Genomic DNA, 17,322 nt, shown 5'->3' with positions numbered 1-17,322 from the left:
CCCACATCTGATGCTGGCCGACTTCGGTCGTGATGTAGGTGTCGCGGCCGCGCGTCGCCGCGTAGAGCCGCTCGATCGCATATTGCGGCTTGATGACTTTGTTCGAGTTCTTGTAGCCGAGCGATTTGCGCGCCCGCCATGTATCGATCTGCGCCCACCAATTCGCCAACGTCGCGCCATCCGCCTGGCAGCCGCGCGCCTTCCAGCGCGCCAACAGCGCCGCGACCACATGCGCGCAGTCGCCGATGATGCCGAGATCGACCTTGACGTTCTTGTTGATCGACGAGGGATCGATGTCGATATGGATCTTCTTCGAGCCGGGCGAGAATTGATCGAGCCGCCCGGTGATGCGGTCGTCGAACCGCGCGCCGACGGCGATGATCAGATCGCAATCGTGCATCGCATTATTGGCCTCGTAGGTCCCGTGCATGCCGAGCATCCCGAGCCATTTCGGATCATGCGCCGGGAAAGCGCCGAGGCCCATCAGGGTCGAGGTCACGGGATAGCCGGTCACGGCGACGAGATCGCGCAGCAGCCGCGAGGCTTCCGGCCCCGAATTGATGACGCCGCCGCCGGTATAGAAGATCGGCCGCTTGGCGGCAGCCATCAGGCTCACGGCTTCTTCGATCTTCGCCGGATCGCCTTCGAGGCGTGGATGATAGGTTTTGTGCTCAACATTCTTCGGGCCGAAATATTCGCCGCGGGCGAATTGCACATCCTTCGGAATGTCGATGACGACTGGTCCCGGCCGGCCATGCTGGGCGACATAGAAGGCCTCGTGCAGGACGCGCGGCAAATCCTCGATCGAGCGGACGAGATAATTGTGCTTGGTGCAATGCCGGGTGATGCCGACCGTATCGCATTCCTGGAACGCGTCGGAGCCGATCAGATGCGTCGGCACCTGGCCGGTGATGCAGATGACCGGAATGGAATCCATCAAAGCATCGGTGAGCCCGGTGATGGAATTGGTCGCCCCGGGGCCGGAGGTCACGAGCATGACGCCGGGCCGGCCGGTCGAGCGGGCATAGCCCTCGGCGGCATGCGCCGCGCCCTGCTCGTGGCGAACCAGCACGTGGCGCAGCTCCGTCTGATGGAAAAGAACATCGTAAATGGGGAGGACGGCGCCGCCGGGATAGCCGAACAGCGTATCGACGCCCTGATCCTTCAAGGCTTCGATCACCATTTCCGCGCCGGTCATTATGCGTGCCATGTCGTCCTCCGCGTGCTTTCTGCGGGATTTAGGAAATTTGGGCAATAAAAAAGGCCCCTGAGGGCCTCGGACAGCGCCAGATGCGAGAAGCGGAGCCTATCTCCGTCCCGTCTCCAGCGCCCAGCTTACGATAAGGTTAGTCCGCACGTTCGGCTCCCTGACTTCGAAACGACATCTAGACGAAGGCCGGGGAATATGCAACCGGCCGCCGCTCTGCCGCGGCCGGTCCATCGGCATGGCCGCTATGCGCTTTCGACGAGCCCCGCCAGCCGCTCGATGCTCTGCCCCCAGCCCGCCGCCATGCCGGCGATCATAGCGACCGCGACCGGCGCCAGGCCGATGGCGCCGGTGTGAAGCGTCATCTCGGTGGCGCCGTCGCGCTCGATGAAGGTCACGGTCGTCAGCCCATCGATCAATGGCCGTCCCTCGCCATCGACCGGATAACTGGTGAAGACGAGGCGCTCCGGCGGAGCAATCTCGCGGAATTCGCCGCGCATCGGATAATCCGTGCCGTCCGGCGCCCGCATGACGATATGGATCGCGCCGCCCGGCTTCAGATCAATCTCGCAGACGGGATTGCTGAAGCCGTGCGGCCCCCACCATTTCGCCAATTGCTTGGGATCGGTCCAGGCCCGCCAGACGAGCGCGCGCGGCGCGGCGAATGTCCGCGTAATCGTCAACTCGCGCCGGTACGGATCGATCTGCGGCAGATGCGCCGCGAGGCGATCGAGAGTCTGCGTGAGCCCCGGCATGGAGATGAGCTTGATCTTTTCAAAATCGTCGAGCGATTCAAAGAGCTGCTTGAAGACGAGCTTGGTCTTGCCGCCCGCATCCTCGAACCGCATCGTGACGCTATGTTTCGGAAAGGACACGTGATCGAAGACGATCCGTTCCATCCAATCGATCGTGACGAAAACATTGTCGTTCTTATAATCCGTGCCGTCCGGCCCATGCATGATGAAGCGCCAGGCGCCGCCGGGTCGCAGATCGAATTCATGGAACGTGCAGGTGAAGCCGTTCGGCCCCCACCAATGTTTCAGATGATCGGGATCGGTGAAGGCGCGCCAGACAAGCGCCCGCGGCGCATCGAAAATGCGTGTGGCGGTCACTTCGCGGCCCTGGACTTCGATTGCGTTATTATCCGTCATTGCGCCCCTCCTTCTCTTGCAATTCACGCAGATATTCGTCGAGCCGGTCGAAACTCTCGCTCCAGAAACGCCGGTAGTGCTCGATCCATTCGGCGACTTCCTGCAAGCGCGCGGCCTCGAGCTTGCACGGCCGGCGCTGCGCCGCGCGGCGGCGCGAAATGAGACCGGCGCGCTCAAGCACTTTGATGTGTTTTGAAATGGCCGGCTGGCTTAACGAAAAAGGCTCGGCCAGCTCGTTGACGGAGGCCTCGCCCAGAGCAAGGCGGGCCAGCATGGCGCGGCGGGTCGGGTCGGCGAGGGCGGAGAACGTATCGGTCAGATGATCGGGGGCCATTTATATCGCCATTAGGTTATATACCTTAATGGTTATATAACGGGACCGAAGAACCGCGTCAAGAGGAATGAACCTTGGCCAAGAGCCCCACGGTAAAAGCCCTATTTTTCGACATGTTCGGCACGCTGGTCGATTTCCGCAGCGGCGTTGCGCGCGCCGCCGAACAGCTGCTCGCCCCGCGCGGCGTCGTGCTCGACTGGGGCGCGTTCGCCGATGCCTGGCGCGGCGAATATCAGGCCGGGATGGAGCAAATCCGCGCCGGGCACGAAGCTTACGTGCGGCTCGATGTCATCCACCGCCGCAACCTCGATCGCATCCTGCCGCGTTTCGGCCTTGCCGGTCTCGACGAGGCGACGCGCGCCGAATTGAACTTGGCCTGGCACCGGCTCGACGCCTGGCCCGATGTGCCGCCGGCGCTTGCACGTTTACGAACGCGCTTTTGGCTCGCGCCGCTCTCGAACGGCAATATCGCGCTGCAGGCCGATCTTGCGCGGCATAACGACTTTCGCTGGGATGCGATCCTCGGCGCTGATCTCTCGCGCGACTACAAGCCGAAGCCGCGGCTTTATCGGGATGCGGCCGAAGCCTTCGGCCTCGCCCCGCACGATTGCATGATGGTCGCCTGCCACAGTTCCGACCTCGCCGCCGCGGCGGCACTCGGCCTCAAAACCGCGCATGTCGCGCGGCCGGATGAGCATGGGCCGGGCAAAGGCGAACGCGCCCCGAATGTCCCGGTCGATGTTGCTGCAGCCGACCTTATCGCTTTGGCCGATGCTCTCGAGAGCTGAACCTTCCGTTCAGAGTGCGTCGCGGCCCTGCTGATCGAGCGCGGCAAACGCCTCGTTGCTGAGTTCGAGCGTGGCGGCAGCGACATTCTCGATCAGATGCTCGGGATTGGCCGTGCCGGGGATCGGCAGCATGTTCTTGGAGCGCTTCAATATCCAGGCAAGCGCCACTTGGCTCGCCGTCGCCTTGAGCGTCTTGGCCGTCTGCATCAAAGCCGAGCCCGGATGCGCCAACGCGCCGGCGGCGAGCGGCGCCCAGGGAATGAAGCCGATATTGTTCTGCTCGCAATAGGCAAGCACGTCCTCGCTCGAGCGATTGACGATATTGAAGCGGTTTTGCACCGTCGCGACCGGAAAATACTTATGCGCCGCCTCGATGTCGTCGACGCCGACATCGCAAAGGCCGACATGGCGAATGAGGCCTTCCTTGCGCATCGCGGCGATCACCGAAAACTGCTCGTCGCGCGGCACCGCCGGATCGATCCGGTGCAATTGCCAGAGATCGATGCGATCGACGCGCAGGCGCCGCAGGCTCATCATCACGCATTGGCGCAGATATTCCGGCCGGCCGAGCGGCCGCCAGGTCTCGGGGCCGGGCCGCGTCAGCCCGCCCTTGGTCGCGACAAGAATGTGATCGTAGGGGTGCAGCACCTCGCAGATCAGGTCCTCGCTGACGAAGGGGCCATATGCATCCGCCGTGTCGATGAAATTGATGCCAAGCTTCGGCAACAAGCGCAGCGTCTCGCGCGCCGCGGCGGGATCGACGGGATCGCCCCAGATGCTTTTGCCCGTCAGCCGCATGGCGCCGAAGCCAAATCGATTGACGGTGAAATCGCCGCCGATCTCGATTTGACCTGCGCTGGCGGCGGAAACCTCGATGCCCATGTCTCTTCCTATTCCAACGCGACGCCGGATGATACGACGCCTTCTTAGCGCGCCTGCCGCAGCTTTGAAACGAGGCGTGCGGCCGCGACCGGGCGGCCATAGGCGCAGCTTCTGTTTGCGCCGATGTGACGGCGGCCCGCGGCGAAATGCGCCGCGCTTGCGCGCCAGCCCCCCTTCGTCTAGAGCGGGATGCGAAAAGTGTGAGCGGTTTTTCGCATGAATCCCGCTCTAACTTAATAGAATCGATCGCGTTATATGCCTTTAGGTTGTCACCTAAAGGCATCGCGATCTATGACCACGCCTTTCTTTCCGGCCGTGCCCGCAAGGTCTTCATGTCCGCTCCCAAACTTGTCGCCATCGTGATGGGTAGCCAGTCCGATTGGAAGACGATGCACCATGCGGCCGAGATGCTCGACAAGCTCGGCGTCGGCTATTCCGCGGAAATCGTCTCGGCGCATCGCACGCCCGACCGGCTCGTTAAATTCGCCAAAGGCGCCGAGGCGGCGGGCTTCAAGGTGATCATCGCCGGCGCCGGCGGTGCGGCGCACCTGCCGGGAATGACCGCCGCCATGACGCCGCTACCCGTTCTCGGCGTGCCGGTCGAGACCAAGGCGCTCTCCGGCCAGGACTCTCTCTATTCTATCGTCCAGATGCCGGCGGGCGTGCCGGTCGGCTGCCTGGCCATCGGCGAAGCCGGCGCCGTCAATGCGGCGCTGCTTGCCGCCGCAATCCTGGCTCTTGACGACAAGGCGCTCGCCGCCCGGCTCGCGGACTGGCGCGCGGCTCAGACGGCCGCGGTCGCCAAACATCCCGAGTGACGCCGATGGCAGAGCGGCTGTCGCCGGGCGATACGATCGGGATTCTCGGCGGCGGCCAATTGGGCCGGATGCTGGCGACGGCCGCCGCCCGGCTCGGCCTCAAGACCCATATTTTCGCGCCCGAGACCGACAATCCCGCTTTCGATGTCTGCGCGGCAAAGACCGTCGCGGCCTATGACAATGAAGCCGCCCTGCAGGCCTTCGCCGAAGCGGTCGATGTCGTGACCTATGAATTCGAGAACATCCCGGCGCATACGGCGGAGCTGCTGGCGGCGCTGCGGCCGGTGCGACCCGGCCCCGCGGCGCTCGCGGCGAGCCAGGACCGGCTGACGGAAAAGGATTTTCTCAACGATCTCGGCATTGCCACGGCGCCCTATCGGTCCGTCGAGGACGCCGGCGCCTTGGCCCGGGCGGTCGGCGAACTCGGCCGCCCGTCGATCCTGAAGACGCGCCGATTGGGTTACGACGGCAAGGGCCAGGTGACGATTCGCGAAGGCTCGGATCTCGGCGCGATTTTTCGCGGCCTCGGCGGTGCGCCCTCAATCCTCGAAGGCTTCGTTCCCTTCACCAAGGAAGTCTCGGTCATCGCCGCGCGCGGCCTCGATGGCGCCTTTGCCGCCTATGACGTGACCGAAAACGTCCACGCCAATCATATTCTCAGCATCAGCCGCGCCCCGGCCAAGATCGACGCCGACTGCGCCGCGGCGGCCATGGCCACCGCCCGCAAGATCGCCGAGGCGCTCGATTATATCGGCATCCTCGCCGTCGAGCTCTTCGTGACCGACGAGCCGGACGAAAACGGCCGCTTGGTACAGACGATCCGCGTCAACGAGATCGCCCCGCGCGTCCACAATTCCGGCCATTGGACGCTCGACGGCGCCATCTGCTCGCAATTCGAACAGCATATCCGCGCCATCGCCGGCTGGCCGTTGGGCACCACCCGCCGCCACGGAGCCGCGGTCGAAATGCGCAATCTGATCGGCGACGATGCCAACGCTTACGACGCCATCCTGCGCGAGCCCGGCGCGTGTCTTCACCTCTATGGCAAGGCGGAGGCCCGGCCGGGCCGCAAAATGGGTCATGTGACACGCGTCCTGGATCACGACGGCTGAAGCCGCCTTTCCCTGGACAAGACCGATCGACTCTGCTATCTGCCGGGCTCCGGATCGTGGCGCTTCTGCGCCGGCGATTCTATTCCCGAAAGTCTAATTCCATCACTGCCGAGGCGTAAGGCCGTCGGCGCAAGACAAGGATCGCCGCGTGCAAGTTCTGGTTCGAGACAATAATGTTGACCAGGCCCTGAAGGCGCTGAAGAAGAAGATGCAGCGCGAAGGGATTTTCCGCGAGATGAAGCTTCGCGGCCATTACGAGAAGCCCTCCGAGAAGCGGGCGCGTGAAAAGGCCGAAGCGGTGCGCCGGGCGCGCAAATTGGCGCGGAAGAAATTGCAGCGCGAAGGTCTGTTGCCGGTGAAGGCGAAGCCGGCGGTCGGCGCGCGCTAGCGCGCAGCGCCGCCGCGCACGGCGTATCGGCCGCGCGCGGTTTTTCGACATCGAACTTTTTCTGCAAGGCGCCGGCGGGATTGGTCGCAATCTTGCCGGATTACCGGGGCCTAAAGGTCCCAGGGCGGATGCGAAAAGGACTCCCGCGTTTTCGCGCATCCGCTTCCAGTGATAGAAGCGATCACGTGCCGATGTTGGAGCGGTTCGGTCCAAGATCACCGTGATCTGGCGCATCGTCTGATCGTGCCGTTTCCGAGCGCCCGTGTGTGGCAGGAACGGACGGATCGGGGACCTGAATTCGATGATATTGATTCGACGCCCCTCCGCGCTGACGACGCTTTTGCTGGCGACACTTTTGCTGGCGACACTTGGCCTTGCTGCCTGCGAAAATGGCAGTTCGCTGGGGCCGACAGGGGCAGGCGTTGCCGAGGTCTCGCAGGAATCGCCGCAGGATTCGCAGACCAACATCGCCTCGCTGACCGATGTCATCCAGCGCAATCCGAGCAGCCCGGAAGCTTATAATACGCGCGGCGTCGCTTATGCGCGGACCGGCCAGTATGATGCGGCGATCGCCGATTTTACCCAGGCGATCAAGCTGAACCCCAATGATGCGGCGGCGCTGACCAATCGCGCACTCGCCTACCGGCAGACGCAGCACGACGATCTCGCCTTGGCCGATTTCAATCAGGCGATCATCGCCAATCCGAACCATGCGCCGGCCTATATCGGCCGCGCCAATCTGTTGCGCGTCCAGGGCAAGCTCGACCAGGCGCGCGCCGATCTCGACACCGCGATCCGGCTCAATCCCGAGAACGCGCAAGCCTATCACGCCCGCGGCCTGATCTTTCAGCGCCAGGGCAATTATCAGGCGGCGATCACCGATTTCGACAATGCGATCGATCGCGACCCGTTTGTCGGCGCCCCCTATGAGGCGCGCGGCGAGAGCCTGATTGCCATCGGCCAGCCGGCCAAGGCGGTCGAAGACTTCAATGCTGCGCTGAACGTCAACAACAAGGATGCCAATGCCTGGGCGGGCCTCGGCCTCGCCTATGAAAAGCTCGGCAATCGCGCCAAAGCGGCAGAATCCTACGACCACGCGCTCGCCTTCGATCCCAACAATAAGATCGCCCGCGACGGCCAGGCGCGGGTCGGACGCGCTTAAAATTATCCCGACAGATTATTGCGACATATGCCGTGCGCGCCACCGGCGCGGCGTTTCGCCCGTCCAGCGGCGAAAGGCGCGCGAAAAATGCGCCGGATCGGAATAACCCAATTCCAATGCAATCGCGGTGAAGGGCCGGCCCGCGCCGATTTTGTCGCGGGCCTGGGCAAGCCGCACCCCGTCCGCCAATTGCTCGAACGTAACGTCGCGCGCGGCGAGCCGGCGCTGAAACGTGCGCCGCGAGAGGCCAAGCCGGGCGGCGATCTGATCGATCCCTAGGCCGCCGTCCAACAGGCCGAGCCGGATCATATGCTCGGCGATGCCGACAAATTCGCCCTCGCCCGGGATTTCCGCATCGGGCGTCCGTGGCTGGACCCGGCGCGACGGATTGGGCGCATCGAGAAGATCGGCGGGGAAGACGACGGTCGCGCGCTCGCCGCGCGTCACATGACCGACGAAAATGTCTTCGATCGTCGCGCGCCCTTGCAAGAGACCCGGCACGAGGATGGCCTCCGGCGTCCAGCGCGGCCCCAGAAACTGGCGCAGCAGATTGAGCATATAGCCGAGGGCGAGGATTTCGTTGCGCTGCCGCCCGACGGCAATCGGCGCGGTGATGCGATAGCTCCAGCGCGCCCAGCCGTCGCGAACGACAAGATCCATCTGTGTCGCGGCCTGAAGCAGGCTGGCGAACTTCCGATATCCGGCCTCAATCGCGCCCCCGAGGGTATCGAACGACAAGATCAATTGGCCGTAGGGACCGAGACTGGCGATGCCGCCTGCAGTCGATAGCCGCGCGGCCAGCGCATCATCGCCGATTTCGCGCGCCGCATTTTCGACGAGTCGAAGCTGATCGCTCAAAAGGATGAGGCTGTCCGGCCGTGCGACAAGCTCGAACGGCAATTCGCTGATCCGGAAGACGCGCGATGCCGAGCCGCCGGCGGCCTCGATCACATCGGCCAGCGGGCCGATCGTACTCGCACGCGTGAGGGCAAGCGTCTCCATGAGAAGCTCCGCAGGCTGGCAAATTTACGCCAGCCAACCCGCGAGTCCAGCGGCTGGCACCAAATGGCAAGTCCAGCTTCCGCCGCCGCGCTAGACCGCCGGCATCAGCCCGCAGAGGCTGCAGCAGGGAGAGAGCCCATGACAAGCTATGCGTTCGACGATCGCAACATCACTTGGCGCAAGCTCGAAGGCTTCGACCAGATTTCCTATTACATCTACGAAGTCGATGAGAAAAACGGCAGCGTCGATGTGCTCGTCAAGTTCGTCCCCAACGAGAAGATCATGCTGCACCAGCATAAGGCCTCTTACCGCACCTTCGTCGTGCAAGGCGAATTGCGGATTTTCCGGCCGGACGGCACATTGAAAGAAGTGCGCCCCGTCGGCAGCTATGTCATCAGCGGCGCCAATGGCGAGCCGCATACCGAGAGCGCCGGCGACGAAGAGGCCATCGTCCTCTTCAGCAATCGCCATATCGACAGCGGCATCTACGAATTCCTCGACGAGGCGCGCAACCCCGTCACAAAGCTCGGCATCGCCGACATCCGGGCGCTGTTCGAGGCGCAGAAGGAAGACGCACGGAAAGAATGACGCGAGGGCTCTCTAAATGATGAGGAATCGATCACGCTTATGATTTCGGATCGATCCGATCCGAAATCATCGTGATCTAGCCGAGCGATTTTAAAATGCTTTCGACCATTTTCTTGGCGTCGCCGAACAGCATCATCGTATTCGGCTTGAAGAAGAGCTCGTTCTCGACGCCGGCATAGCCAGAGCCCATGCCGCGCTTGATGAAGAGCACAGTCTTCGCCTTTTCGACATCGAGGATCGGCATGCCGTAGATCGGCGATTTCGGGTCGGTCTTGGCCGCCGGGTTCGTCACGTCATTGGCGCCGATGACGAAGGCGACATCGGCCTGGGCGAATTCGGCGTTGATGTCCTCGAGTTCGAAAACTTCGTCGTAGGGCACATTGGCTTCGGCGAGCAGCACGTTCATATGGCCGGGCATGCGGCCGGCGACCGGGTGGATCGCATATTTGACGTCGACGCCTTCTTTTTTCAGCCGGTCGGCCATTTCGCGCAAGGCGTGCTGCGCCTGGGCAACCGCCATGCCATAGCCTGGTACGATGATTACCTTGCCGGCGTTTTCGAGGATGAAGGCCGCGTCCTCGGCCGAGCCCTGCTTGACCGGCCGCGTCTCGACCTGGCCACCAGCGGGCCCCGCCGTCTCGCCGCCGAAGCCGCCGAGGATGACCGAAATGAACGAGCGGTTCATGCCCTTGCACATGATGTAGGACAGGATCGCGCCTGAGGAGCCGACCAGCGCGCCGGTGATGATGAGCGCCAAGTTGCCGAGGGTGAAGCCGATGCCCGCCGCTGCCCAGCCAGAATAGGAGTTGAGCATCGAGACGACGACCGGCATGTCGGCGCCGCCGATCGGAACGATGATCAAGAGCCCGATCACGAACGAGACAATGGCGATCAGCCAGAACAGAAGCGGATTTTGGCTGATGACGAAGAACACGATCAGCGCAACGAGCAGAACCGCGAGGAGGATGTTGATCGCATGGCGCTGCGGCAAAAGGATCGGCGCGCCGGACATCCGCCCGTCGAGCTTCAGAAAGGCGATGACCGAACCGGTGAAGGTGATGGCGCCGATGGCGACGCCGATCGACATTTCGATCAGGCTTTGCGCATGGATGTCGCCCGGCGTACCGATGCCGAAGGCCTGCGGCGCATAGAGCGCGCCGGCCGCAACGAAAACGGCAGCAAGGCCGACCAACGCGTGAAACGAGGCGACGAGCTGCGGCATTGCGGTCATCGCGACGGTGCGCGCCCGCCAGGCGCCGATGCCGCCGCCGACCGCGACGCCGATGATGACGAAAATCCAGGCGGAAAAGCCGGCCGGCAGACGATAGAGCAGCGTCGTGACGATGGCGATGGCCATGCCGATGATGCCGAAGAGATTGCCGCGCCGCGAGGTCGACGGCGACGACAGGCCGCGCAAGGCCAGAATGAAGAGAACGCCGGAGGCGAGATAAAGCAGGGCTGCGAGATTGCCGGACATGGCCTCAGCCCTTCTTCTTGTACATGGACAGCATCCGCTCGGTAACGAGGAAGCCGCCGAATATGTTGACGCAGGCGAGAGTCAGCGCGATGAAGCCGAAGATTCGCGCCAAGATCGACCCGTCATCGCCGGGCGTCGAGACATCGACGCCGACCGAGAGCAGCGCGCCGACGACGATCACCGACGAGATGGCGTTGGTCACCGACATCAGCGGCGTGTGCAGCGCCGGCGTCACCGACCAGACGACATAATAGCCGACGAAGACGGCGATCACGAAGATCGCGAAGCGAAAGACGAAGGGATCGACCGCGCCGCCCGTCGCCGCGTGTGCGGTCGCGCCGGCGAGATGAGCCAATTGATCGGCATAGGCTTGCGCGCTGTCCGCGGCATGCTGCGCGGCGGCCGCCGCGGCTTGAGCCTTATCGGCGAGTTGCTGAGGCGTATCACTGGCCATGTCTTAACTCCCGAGCGGATCAGACGGGCTTCTGGAAATTCGGATGGACGAGCGCGCCGTCCTTGGTCAACAAGGTCGCTTTGACGATCTCATCGTCCCAATTGACGGCGAGCGTCTTGTTCGCCTTGTCGACGAAGCTCTCGACCAGCGCGAGCAGGTTGCGCGCATAAAGCGATGAAGCCGTCGCGGCGAGCCGGCCGGCGACATTGAGATAGCCGAGAATGGTGACGCCGTTGCCGGTCATGACCTTTTCGCCCGGCTTAGTGAGCGCCGTATTGCCGCCGCGCTCGGCCGCGAGGTCGACGATCACCGCGCCTGGCCGCATCGAGGCGATCATCTCCTCGGTAATCAGTTTGGGCGCCGGACGTCCGGGGATCAGCGCCGTCGTTATGACAATATCCTGCTTGGCAATATGCGAGGCCGTCAGCGCCTTCTGTTTTTCCTGATAGGCGGCCGACATTTCCTTGGCATAGCCGCCGGCGGTTTCGGCCTGTTTGAATTCCTCGTCCTCGACCGCGATGAATTTGGCGCCCAGCGATTCGACCTGTTCCTTGGTCGCCGGCCGCACGTCGGTCGCGGTGACGATGGCGCCGAGCCGGCGCGCCGTGGCGATCGCCTGCAATCCGGCGACGCCGACCCCCATGATGAAGGCCTTGGCTGCCGGCACGGTGCCGGCCGCGGTCATCATCATCGGCAAGGCGCGGCCATATTCGGCAGCGGCATCGATGACGGCGCGATAGCCCGCGAGATTGGCCTGGCTCGACAGCACGTCCATCACCTGGGCGCGGGTGATGCGCGGCATCAGCTCCATGGCGATAGCGCTGACACCGGCATCCGCCAGGTGCTGCAGCGCGTCGACATGGCCGTAAGGGTCGAGGATGGCGAGCAACAGCGCGCCCTTTTTGGCGCCGGCAAGCTCGGCGCCGCCGGGACGCCGCACCCTGAGAATAATATCGGCGTCGGCCATGGCGGCCGCGGCGTCGGGCGCGATCGTCGCCCCTGCGGCGGCATAATCGCTGTCGGGAATCGACGATTTGCGGCCGGCGCCGGTCTCGACTGCGACACTGGCGCCGAGGGCGATCAGCTTTTTGACCGTCTCGGGGGTTGCCGCCACTCTGGCTTCGGCGGCATCGGTTTCAGCAGGCACGGCTATGCGCATGGATAAGCTTCCCATCGAATAACCAAAGCATCCTGCCTTCGCAGGATGGCCCGGCACAATCCGGGCGAATCTGGAAGACCAAAGCCGTCCGCGACGTCAAAACGGCGGCGCCCAAGCCAAGCTGGCCTTGACCAAACTGCGCGGGCGCCGGTTCCGGCGCTGCTCTAGAGGGTGGTGATGGCGAGGAGGATGAGGATGGCGATGACGGCGACGGCGCCGTATTTCATCCCGTTGGTGAACAGGCGGTAGGTCTGCACGTGTTCGGCAAAATCGACTTCTGCAGTTTCCGCACCGGCAAGATGGCTGGCCATGAGACCTCCCTGTTATTGGCTTTTCATATCATTCATTCACTGCGATCGGGGGGCGCCGTCAAGTGGCTTCGCGGCCGGGACCGGTTCAAAATGGCCAAAATCCGTGCGCGGGGGCCGGGGTTTGACCTTTGTCAGAGGTCAAAGCACTTTGTTTGCCGTAGAATGACGGGCGTCCGCCGCATCATGTCCATTCCAGGAGATCAACCATGAGCCTTAACCCAACGCTTGACGGAGTTGAGCAGCGGGTCGTCACGGCGCTCAAGCGCCATACGACTTATTTCCTGATCGAAGGAATCGTTCTGATCATTCTGGGGGCTGCGGCGATCGCCGTGCCGCTGATCGCGACCCTCGCGTTCACCATATTCTTCGGCTGGCTGCTGCTCATCAGCGGCGGCGTCGGCCTCGTCTCGACCTTCTCGCTGCGCCCGGCGCCCGGTTTCTGGTGGTCGCTGCTCTCGGCCATTCTCGCCATCGCCGTCGGCTTTTTGCTGATCGCCAAGCCCGGCAACGGCGCGGTCTCCCTCACCCTGCTGCTGATCGTGTTCTTCATCATCGAGGGCTTTTCGTCGATCGTCTTCGCCAGCGAATATCGCCAGAACCTGCCCGGCCGCTGGGGCTGGATGGTGGCGAGCGGCGTCGTCGATTTGATCCTTGCCGTGCTGATCTTCCTGCAATTGCCGAGCTCGGCCTTCTGGGCGATCGGCCTGCTGCTCGGCATCAATATGGTTTTCGGCGGCGCGACCCTCGTCGTCCTCGCCCTCGACGCCAAGAAAGCCCTGCCGCCGACCTGAAGCATGGTCCGAAAAAGTTTCAGACTTTTCGATCGGACGCGCGGAAGCACTCGTTAAAGAACGAAGGCAGGCATGGAATTTTTGACGCGCGCCCGAACCTGGCTATTGGCGCGCCTGGCGGAGCGGCGGGCCCAATTGCGCCTATCTTTGCGCATGACGGTCGCCGCCGCTCTGACTTTTGGCATTTCGCAATGGCTGCATCTGCCCTGGGCGCTCTGGGCCGTGCTGACTGCGGTGATCCTGACGCAGATGAGTGTCGGCAAATCGCTGATTGCGACGATCGACTATATGGCCGGCACGCTCGGCGGCGCCGTCTATAGCGGCCTTGTCGGCTTGATCTTCCCGCACGACACCAACCTCGAGATCGCTGTCACTTTGGCTGTCGCCGTCGGGCCGCTGTCGTTGCTTGCGAGTTCCAATTCGCGCTTTGCCGCGGCGCCCTTCACCGCCGTGATGGTCTTGCTGCTGCCGACCGTCACCCATGCGAGCCCGCTGCAATCGGCAACTTACCGCGTTATCGAGGTCGCCGTCGGCTGCGCGACGGCACTCGCGGTTTCCTTCTTCGTTCTGCCGCAGCGCGCCCACGGGCTCGTCTACGAGGCCACCGCGAAAATATTGACCCGCATGGCCGATCTTTTGCCCGTCCTCGTCGCCGATCTGAAGATCAGCCGGCCGGATACGCCGGCGCAGAGACTGCAAGGCCGCGTCGGCGAGGCGTTCCGCAAACTCGCCGCGATCAATATCGAGGCGGCGCGGGAGCGTTCGGCCTATCTCAATTCGGACCCGGATCCGCAGCCCTTGATCGACGTGACGCTCAGACTGCGCCACGATATCGTCTTGATGGGGCGGGCGGCGATCGAGCCGCTGCCGCCTCCGGTGCTCGAGCGCCTCGAGGCGCCGATCGAACACTTCAGTCTCGCGGCGCGGGAATTTCTCATCTCTTGCGCCGCGGCCCTGACCGCGCGCAGCGAGCCGGCGCGGCTCGATGCGATCGATAAGGCGCTCGCGGATTTTGCCGCGGCCTTCACCGGCATCCGTCGCAATCATTTGCTGCAAAATGTAGCAACCGACACCGTGGAACGCGTCTTTGCTCTCGGCTTCTGCTTCGAGCAAATGCACGCTGATCTTGCCGTGCTGGCAACGACCGCCGACAAAATCAAGCGCGGACCTAGACCAACAGATACAAAAAAAGCCGACGCGCAATTGGGGGAAATCGCATAGAACTTTCCCGCCGGCCTCGCCCCCGCGAGTCCGCGCCCCAGATATGACGGCGGTCCGACATCGCGCGGGCGCCGTATCGTGCCGAAGAGGAGTATAGAATGTCCAGCAAATCGAGCTCGCAGGCGAAGAACCATGCGGAAGGCGTACCCCCGGCTTTGGCGACGCCGACCGGCTTCGGCGCCAATGCGGTGCGCGACATTGCCGCCGCGCTGAACCTCGCCCTCGCCGACGTCTTCGCGCTCTATCTCAAGACCAAGAATTTCCATTGGCACATGAGCGGTCCGCATTTCCGCGATTATCACCTGCTGCTCGACGAACAATCCGATCAGATCTTCGCCATGACCGATGTGCTCGCCGAACGCGTCCGCAAGATCGGCGGTGTCACCCTCCATTCGATCGGCGAGATCGCCCGCACCCAGCGCATCCTCGACAACGACGCGCCTTTCGTCGAGCCGCAGGACATGCTGGCCGAGTTGCGCGAAGACAATGGCGAGCTCGCCAAGCATTTGCGCGCCGCCCATGAAGTCGCCGAGGAGCACGGCGACGTGGCGACGACGAGTCAGCTCGAAGTCTATATCGATGAGACCGAGCGGCGGACGTGGTTCCTCGCCGAAGCAAGCCGCATCGCGCCGCATTCGGCCTGAGCGCTGCCGCTACAGAAAAATGAGCGTTTCCCGCACGCGGGAAACGCCCAAGGCTTGGGGGCATCCGGATCGCGACCCGGGCTTTCACAGCGGCGTCCGCCGGCCGCCATGAGAGTTCGCGCGGCTGACCTTAACCCGGCGCAGAGCGCAGAAAAGCTCCGTTTTTGCCGGCCGATCCGGGAAACTTTGCCAGAGATTCGCACCCGTTGCGGCTCGGCGCGCCAGGGAACCGAATCCTGTGCGCGGCATTGGGCAAGCGCGCAGCCGGCGTTGCGGCGGCCTCGGCCGTCCGCGCCATGACCTGCGGCAATTCGATCAATTTCAACATATCCGCCTCGAATCCCAGGGCAAAACCCGGTCCGGCCCGAAACCTGCTTCTTGATACGGCGTCTGGTTTCGCCCATGTTGTCTAGTCTGTGTCAGTTTTGCGACGCAGCACAGACGCGTGCAGCGGCGGCGCGAAAGCGGGTCCGCATGATCAATTGGCTGAACATCACACGCCATGGAGGCCGGGGCCATGTCAGCCCCGCTTATGCCAGCCCGGCACGGATGCGCGCCGGGGGGATGGCGAGTCTTGTCCTCTGTCTTTTGCTCGCAAGCCCGGCGGCGGCGCAGTCCTGGTCGCCCAGCAAATCGGCACAGGTCGACCAGATCGTCGCGCATTTCCGTGAACTCAATGGCGCCGACGACGCGACTTTACCGAGCCTTAGCCTGTCGATCGGCGTTGGCGGCCGGATGGTTGCGTCGAAAGGCTATGGCGCAAGCGACGGCAAGCCGGTCACCGGCCGCACGCTTTATGAGATCGGCTCGATCACCAAGCAATTCACCGCCGCCGCTGCCCTCGAATTGATCAAGAGCGGCGCAATCGCGGCGCATTCCCACGCCCGTTTGGCGCTGACCACCCCGCTATCGGCCGTCTTCGGCAATGATCCTTTCTGGAAAGCGCAACCCTGGCTCACGGTTGGGCGGTTGCTGACGATGCGGTCGAACCTGCCGAATTTCACCCGCCGGCCGCCGGACGGGGCCGACCCTTGGCAACCAATCAGCGCCGATGTCTTGTTCCGCGATATCGAAAAAGAGCCGCCTTCGGTCGCCTCGGACGATTTCGATTACAGCAATACCAACTACTTCCTGCTCGCCGAGCTGATGGAGCAGTCGGTCCTGCCCGGCAAGGCGCAGCCCGAGAGCTATCACGCGCTTCTGCGCAAGCGGATCTTCGAGCCTGCCGGCATGGATGAGACGCGCTTCATCGACGACAAGCCGGCCTCCTTCGACCCCGATGCTTCGGTCTGGCCGGCAAAACCCGTGTCCGCGGCGCTCAGCGACCAGACGGCAACTTGGGCCTTGCCCGATTATGGCCGCCGGCGGCGCCCCGCCTTCATCCATCCGGACTGGCTGAAAGGCAGCGCCGACGCGGTCAGCAGCGCGGTCGATCTTTTCGCCTGGGACAAGGCGCTGATGGATCCCAAAATCGTCCCGCCGGACATCCGCGACACCCTGCTCTCCGGCCAGGCTCGGGTCTCGCCGACGACCTATTACGGCATGGGCTGGTTCTACGAGCAGAAGGACGACGCGGCGGTCTACAGCCATTCCGGCGCCGTCCCCGGCTATACCTCCTACAACGAGATCGTCCGCCAGAAGGACGGCCGCTGGTTTTCCGTCTCGATCCTCAGCAACAGCGACCAGCTCGATGGGCTCAGCGACCTTGCCGACAGTATTGCCTATGTCATCACCGAGTAGCGCGCGGCCCTCTTTACCCCTCCGGCGAATAGGGGAAGACCGGCGGCCCGTTAACCTGCTATAAGGCGGCAGATAAATGTCGCCCCTGCCGGG

Annotated in this window: 19 protein-coding genes; 10 read left to right on the top strand and 9 right to left on the bottom strand. The window is 63.5% G+C overall.

The window, feature by feature from the left end; genetic code table 11:
• From ilvB to Q0025_RS06045, 3 genes are all read right to left on the bottom strand, one after another.
• A partial coding sequence (gene ilvB / locus Q0025_RS06055; protein WP_297297031.1) for a biosynthetic-type acetolactate synthase large subunit occupies positions 1–1,210 on the bottom strand: 1,210 nt, incomplete at its 3' end.
• Between the two features lie 242 nt (positions 1,211–1,452).
• The gene (locus Q0025_RS06050) at positions 1,453–2,358 is read right to left on the bottom strand and encodes an SRPBCC domain-containing protein (RefSeq protein WP_297297029.1); all 906 of its coding nucleotides are present in this window, start codon (positions 2,356–2,358) and stop codon (positions 1,453–1,455) included.
• Positions 2,348–2,692 (bottom strand): metalloregulator ArsR/SmtB family transcription factor, encoded by a 345-nt coding sequence (locus tag Q0025_RS06045; protein WP_297297027.1) that lies wholly within the window; start codon positions 2,690–2,692, stop codon positions 2,348–2,350. The genes Q0025_RS06050 and Q0025_RS06045 overlap by 11 nt, the downstream gene beginning before the upstream one ends.
• Before the next feature lie 74 nt (positions 2,693–2,766).
• Here Q0025_RS06045 and Q0025_RS06040 point away from each other — a divergent pair, with 74 nt between their 5' ends.
• Positions 2,767–3,480 carry a haloacid dehalogenase type II gene (locus tag Q0025_RS06040; protein WP_297297025.1) on the top strand — a complete coding sequence of 238 codons (714 nt, stop codon included), beginning with the start codon at positions 2,767–2,769 and terminating at the stop codon, positions 3,478–3,480.
• 9 nt (positions 3,481–3,489) lie between these two features.
• Here Q0025_RS06040 and Q0025_RS06035 read toward each other — a convergent pair whose 3' ends face one another.
• A complete protein-coding gene (locus tag Q0025_RS06035) occupies positions 3,490–4,362 on the bottom strand; it encodes an aldo/keto reductase (RefSeq protein WP_297297023.1) in 873 nt (290 codons plus the stop codon).
• A 332-nt stretch (positions 4,363–4,694) separates the two neighbouring features.
• Between Q0025_RS06035 and purE the strand changes: the two genes are divergently transcribed.
• The 4 genes from purE to Q0025_RS06015 all read left to right on the top strand — a co-directional run bounded on the left by purE (position 4,695) and on the right by Q0025_RS06015 (position 7,842).
• Positions 4,695–5,180 carry a 5-(carboxyamino)imidazole ribonucleotide mutase gene (gene purE / locus Q0025_RS06030; RefSeq protein ID WP_297297021.1) on the top strand — a complete coding sequence of 162 codons (486 nt, stop codon included), beginning with the start codon at positions 4,695–4,697 and terminating at the stop codon, positions 5,178–5,180.
• A gap of 5 nt (positions 5,181–5,185) precedes the next feature.
• Entirely contained in the window at positions 5,186–6,292 is a 1,107-nt protein-coding gene (locus tag Q0025_RS06025; RefSeq protein WP_297297019.1) for a 5-(carboxyamino)imidazole ribonucleotide synthase, read from the top strand.
• A 148-nt stretch (positions 6,293–6,440) separates the two neighbouring features.
• On the top strand, positions 6,441–6,680 hold the full coding sequence (gene rpsU / locus Q0025_RS06020; protein WP_297297017.1) for a 30S ribosomal protein S21: 240 nt from the start codon (positions 6,441–6,443) through the stop codon (positions 6,678–6,680).
• A 301-nt stretch (positions 6,681–6,981) separates the two neighbouring features.
• Positions 6,982–7,842, top strand: a complete 861-nt coding sequence (locus Q0025_RS06015; RefSeq protein WP_297297015.1) for a tetratricopeptide repeat protein — start codon at positions 6,982–6,984, stop codon at positions 7,840–7,842.
• A 15-nt stretch (positions 7,843–7,857) separates the two neighbouring features.
• Here Q0025_RS06015 and Q0025_RS06010 read toward each other — a convergent pair whose 3' ends face one another.
• Positions 7,858–8,844, bottom strand: a complete 987-nt coding sequence (locus Q0025_RS06010) for an AraC family transcriptional regulator (RefSeq protein WP_297297013.1) — start codon at positions 8,842–8,844, stop codon at positions 7,858–7,860.
• Positions 8,845–8,982: 138 nt separating this feature from the next.
• Between Q0025_RS06010 and Q0025_RS06005 the strand changes: the two genes are divergently transcribed.
• On the top strand, positions 8,983–9,432 hold the full coding sequence (locus Q0025_RS06005) for a regulator (protein WP_297297011.1): 450 nt from the start codon (positions 8,983–8,985) through the stop codon (positions 9,430–9,432).
• 76 nt (positions 9,433–9,508) lie between these two features.
• On the opposite strand, the gene Q0025_RS06000 is transcribed toward Q0025_RS06005, so the two are convergent.
• From Q0025_RS06000 to Q0025_RS05985, 4 genes are all read right to left on the bottom strand, one after another.
• The gene (locus Q0025_RS06000; RefSeq protein ID WP_297297009.1) at positions 9,509–10,909 is read right to left on the bottom strand and encodes an NAD(P)(+) transhydrogenase (Re/Si-specific) subunit beta; all 1,401 of its coding nucleotides are present in this window, start codon (positions 10,907–10,909) and stop codon (positions 9,509–9,511) included.
• A 4-nt stretch (positions 10,910–10,913) separates the two neighbouring features.
• A complete protein-coding gene (locus Q0025_RS05995) occupies positions 10,914–11,363 on the bottom strand; it encodes a proton-translocating transhydrogenase family protein (RefSeq protein ID WP_297297008.1) in 450 nt (149 codons plus the stop codon).
• A gap of 19 nt (positions 11,364–11,382) precedes the next feature.
• Positions 11,383–12,522: a Re/Si-specific NAD(P)(+) transhydrogenase subunit alpha gene (locus tag Q0025_RS05990; RefSeq protein WP_297297006.1), complete on the bottom strand. Its 1,140-nt coding sequence runs from the start codon at positions 12,520–12,522 to the stop codon at positions 11,383–11,385.
• Positions 12,523–12,686: 164 nt separating this feature from the next.
• Entirely contained in the window at positions 12,687–12,833 is a 147-nt protein-coding gene (locus tag Q0025_RS05985; RefSeq protein WP_297297004.1) for an aa3-type cytochrome c oxidase subunit IV, read from the bottom strand.
• 206 nt (positions 12,834–13,039) lie between these two features.
• On the opposite strand from Q0025_RS05985, the gene Q0025_RS05980 reads away from it, so the two are divergent.
• The 4 genes from Q0025_RS05980 to Q0025_RS05965 all read left to right on the top strand — a co-directional run bounded on the left by Q0025_RS05980 (position 13,040) and on the right by Q0025_RS05965 (position 17,229).
• Positions 13,040–13,624: an HdeD family acid-resistance protein gene (locus Q0025_RS05980; protein ID WP_297297002.1), complete on the top strand. Its 585-nt coding sequence runs from the start codon at positions 13,040–13,042 to the stop codon at positions 13,622–13,624.
• A gap of 72 nt (positions 13,625–13,696) precedes the next feature.
• Positions 13,697–14,845 (top strand): FUSC family protein, encoded by a 1,149-nt coding sequence (locus Q0025_RS05975; protein ID WP_297297000.1) that lies wholly within the window; start codon positions 13,697–13,699, stop codon positions 14,843–14,845.
• Between the two features lie 98 nt (positions 14,846–14,943).
• A complete protein-coding gene (locus Q0025_RS05970) occupies positions 14,944–15,489 on the top strand; it encodes a DNA starvation/stationary phase protection protein (protein WP_297296998.1) in 546 nt (181 codons plus the stop codon).
• 474 nt (positions 15,490–15,963) lie between these two features.
• On the top strand, positions 15,964–17,229 hold the full coding sequence (locus Q0025_RS05965) for a serine hydrolase (RefSeq protein WP_297296996.1): 1,266 nt from the start codon (positions 15,964–15,966) through the stop codon (positions 17,227–17,229).
• The last annotated feature ends 93 nt before the right edge of the window (positions 17,230–17,322 follow it).

Origin of the sequence: uncultured Methylovirgula sp., assembly GCF_947646745.1 — a bacterium.
Classification (GTDB): domain Bacteria; phylum Pseudomonadota; class Alphaproteobacteria; order Rhizobiales; family Beijerinckiaceae; genus Methylovirgula.
Note: the sequence above shows the minus strand (reverse complement) of the source record. Positions and strands in the feature narration are given on the sequence as shown.

Coding starts and splice junctions, on each gene's coding strand:
- Q0025_RS06050 (WP_297297029.1), bottom strand. CDS start 2,358: ATGACGGATAATAACGCAATCGAAGTCCAGGGCCGCGAAGTGACCGCC.
- Q0025_RS06045 (WP_297297027.1), bottom strand. CDS start 2,692: ATGGCCCCCGATCATCTGACCGATACGTTCTCCGCCCTCGCCGACCCG.
- Q0025_RS06035 (WP_297297023.1), bottom strand. CDS start 4,362: ATGGGCATCGAGGTTTCCGCCGCCAGCGCAGGTCAAATCGAGATCGGC.
- purE (WP_297297021.1), top strand. CDS start 4,695: ATGTCCGCTCCCAAACTTGTCGCCATCGTGATGGGTAGCCAGTCCGAT.
- Q0025_RS06025 (WP_297297019.1), top strand. CDS start 5,186: ATGGCAGAGCGGCTGTCGCCGGGCGATACGATCGGGATTCTCGGCGGC.
- Q0025_RS06015 (WP_297297015.1), top strand. CDS start 6,982: ATGATATTGATTCGACGCCCCTCCGCGCTGACGACGCTTTTGCTGGCG.
- Q0025_RS06010 (WP_297297013.1), bottom strand. CDS start 8,844: ATGGAGACGCTTGCCCTCACGCGTGCGAGTACGATCGGCCCGCTGGCC.
- Q0025_RS06005 (WP_297297011.1), top strand. CDS start 8,983: ATGACAAGCTATGCGTTCGACGATCGCAACATCACTTGGCGCAAGCTC.
- Q0025_RS06000 (WP_297297009.1), bottom strand. CDS start 10,909: ATGTCCGGCAATCTCGCAGCCCTGCTTTATCTCGCCTCCGGCGTTCTC.
- Q0025_RS05995 (WP_297297008.1), bottom strand. CDS start 11,363: ATGGCCAGTGATACGCCTCAGCAACTCGCCGATAAGGCTCAAGCCGCG.
- Q0025_RS05990 (WP_297297006.1), bottom strand. CDS start 12,522: ATGCGCATAGCCGTGCCTGCTGAAACCGATGCCGCCGAAGCCAGAGTG.
- Q0025_RS05985 (WP_297297004.1), bottom strand. CDS start 12,833: ATGGCCAGCCATCTTGCCGGTGCGGAAACTGCAGAAGTCGATTTTGCC.
- Q0025_RS05980 (WP_297297002.1), top strand. CDS start 13,040: ATGAGCCTTAACCCAACGCTTGACGGAGTTGAGCAGCGGGTCGTCACG.
- Q0025_RS05975 (WP_297297000.1), top strand. CDS start 13,697: ATGGAATTTTTGACGCGCGCCCGAACCTGGCTATTGGCGCGCCTGGCG.
- Q0025_RS05970 (WP_297296998.1), top strand. CDS start 14,944: ATGTCCAGCAAATCGAGCTCGCAGGCGAAGAACCATGCGGAAGGCGTA.
- Q0025_RS05965 (WP_297296996.1), top strand. CDS start 15,964: ATGATCAATTGGCTGAACATCACACGCCATGGAGGCCGGGGCCATGTC.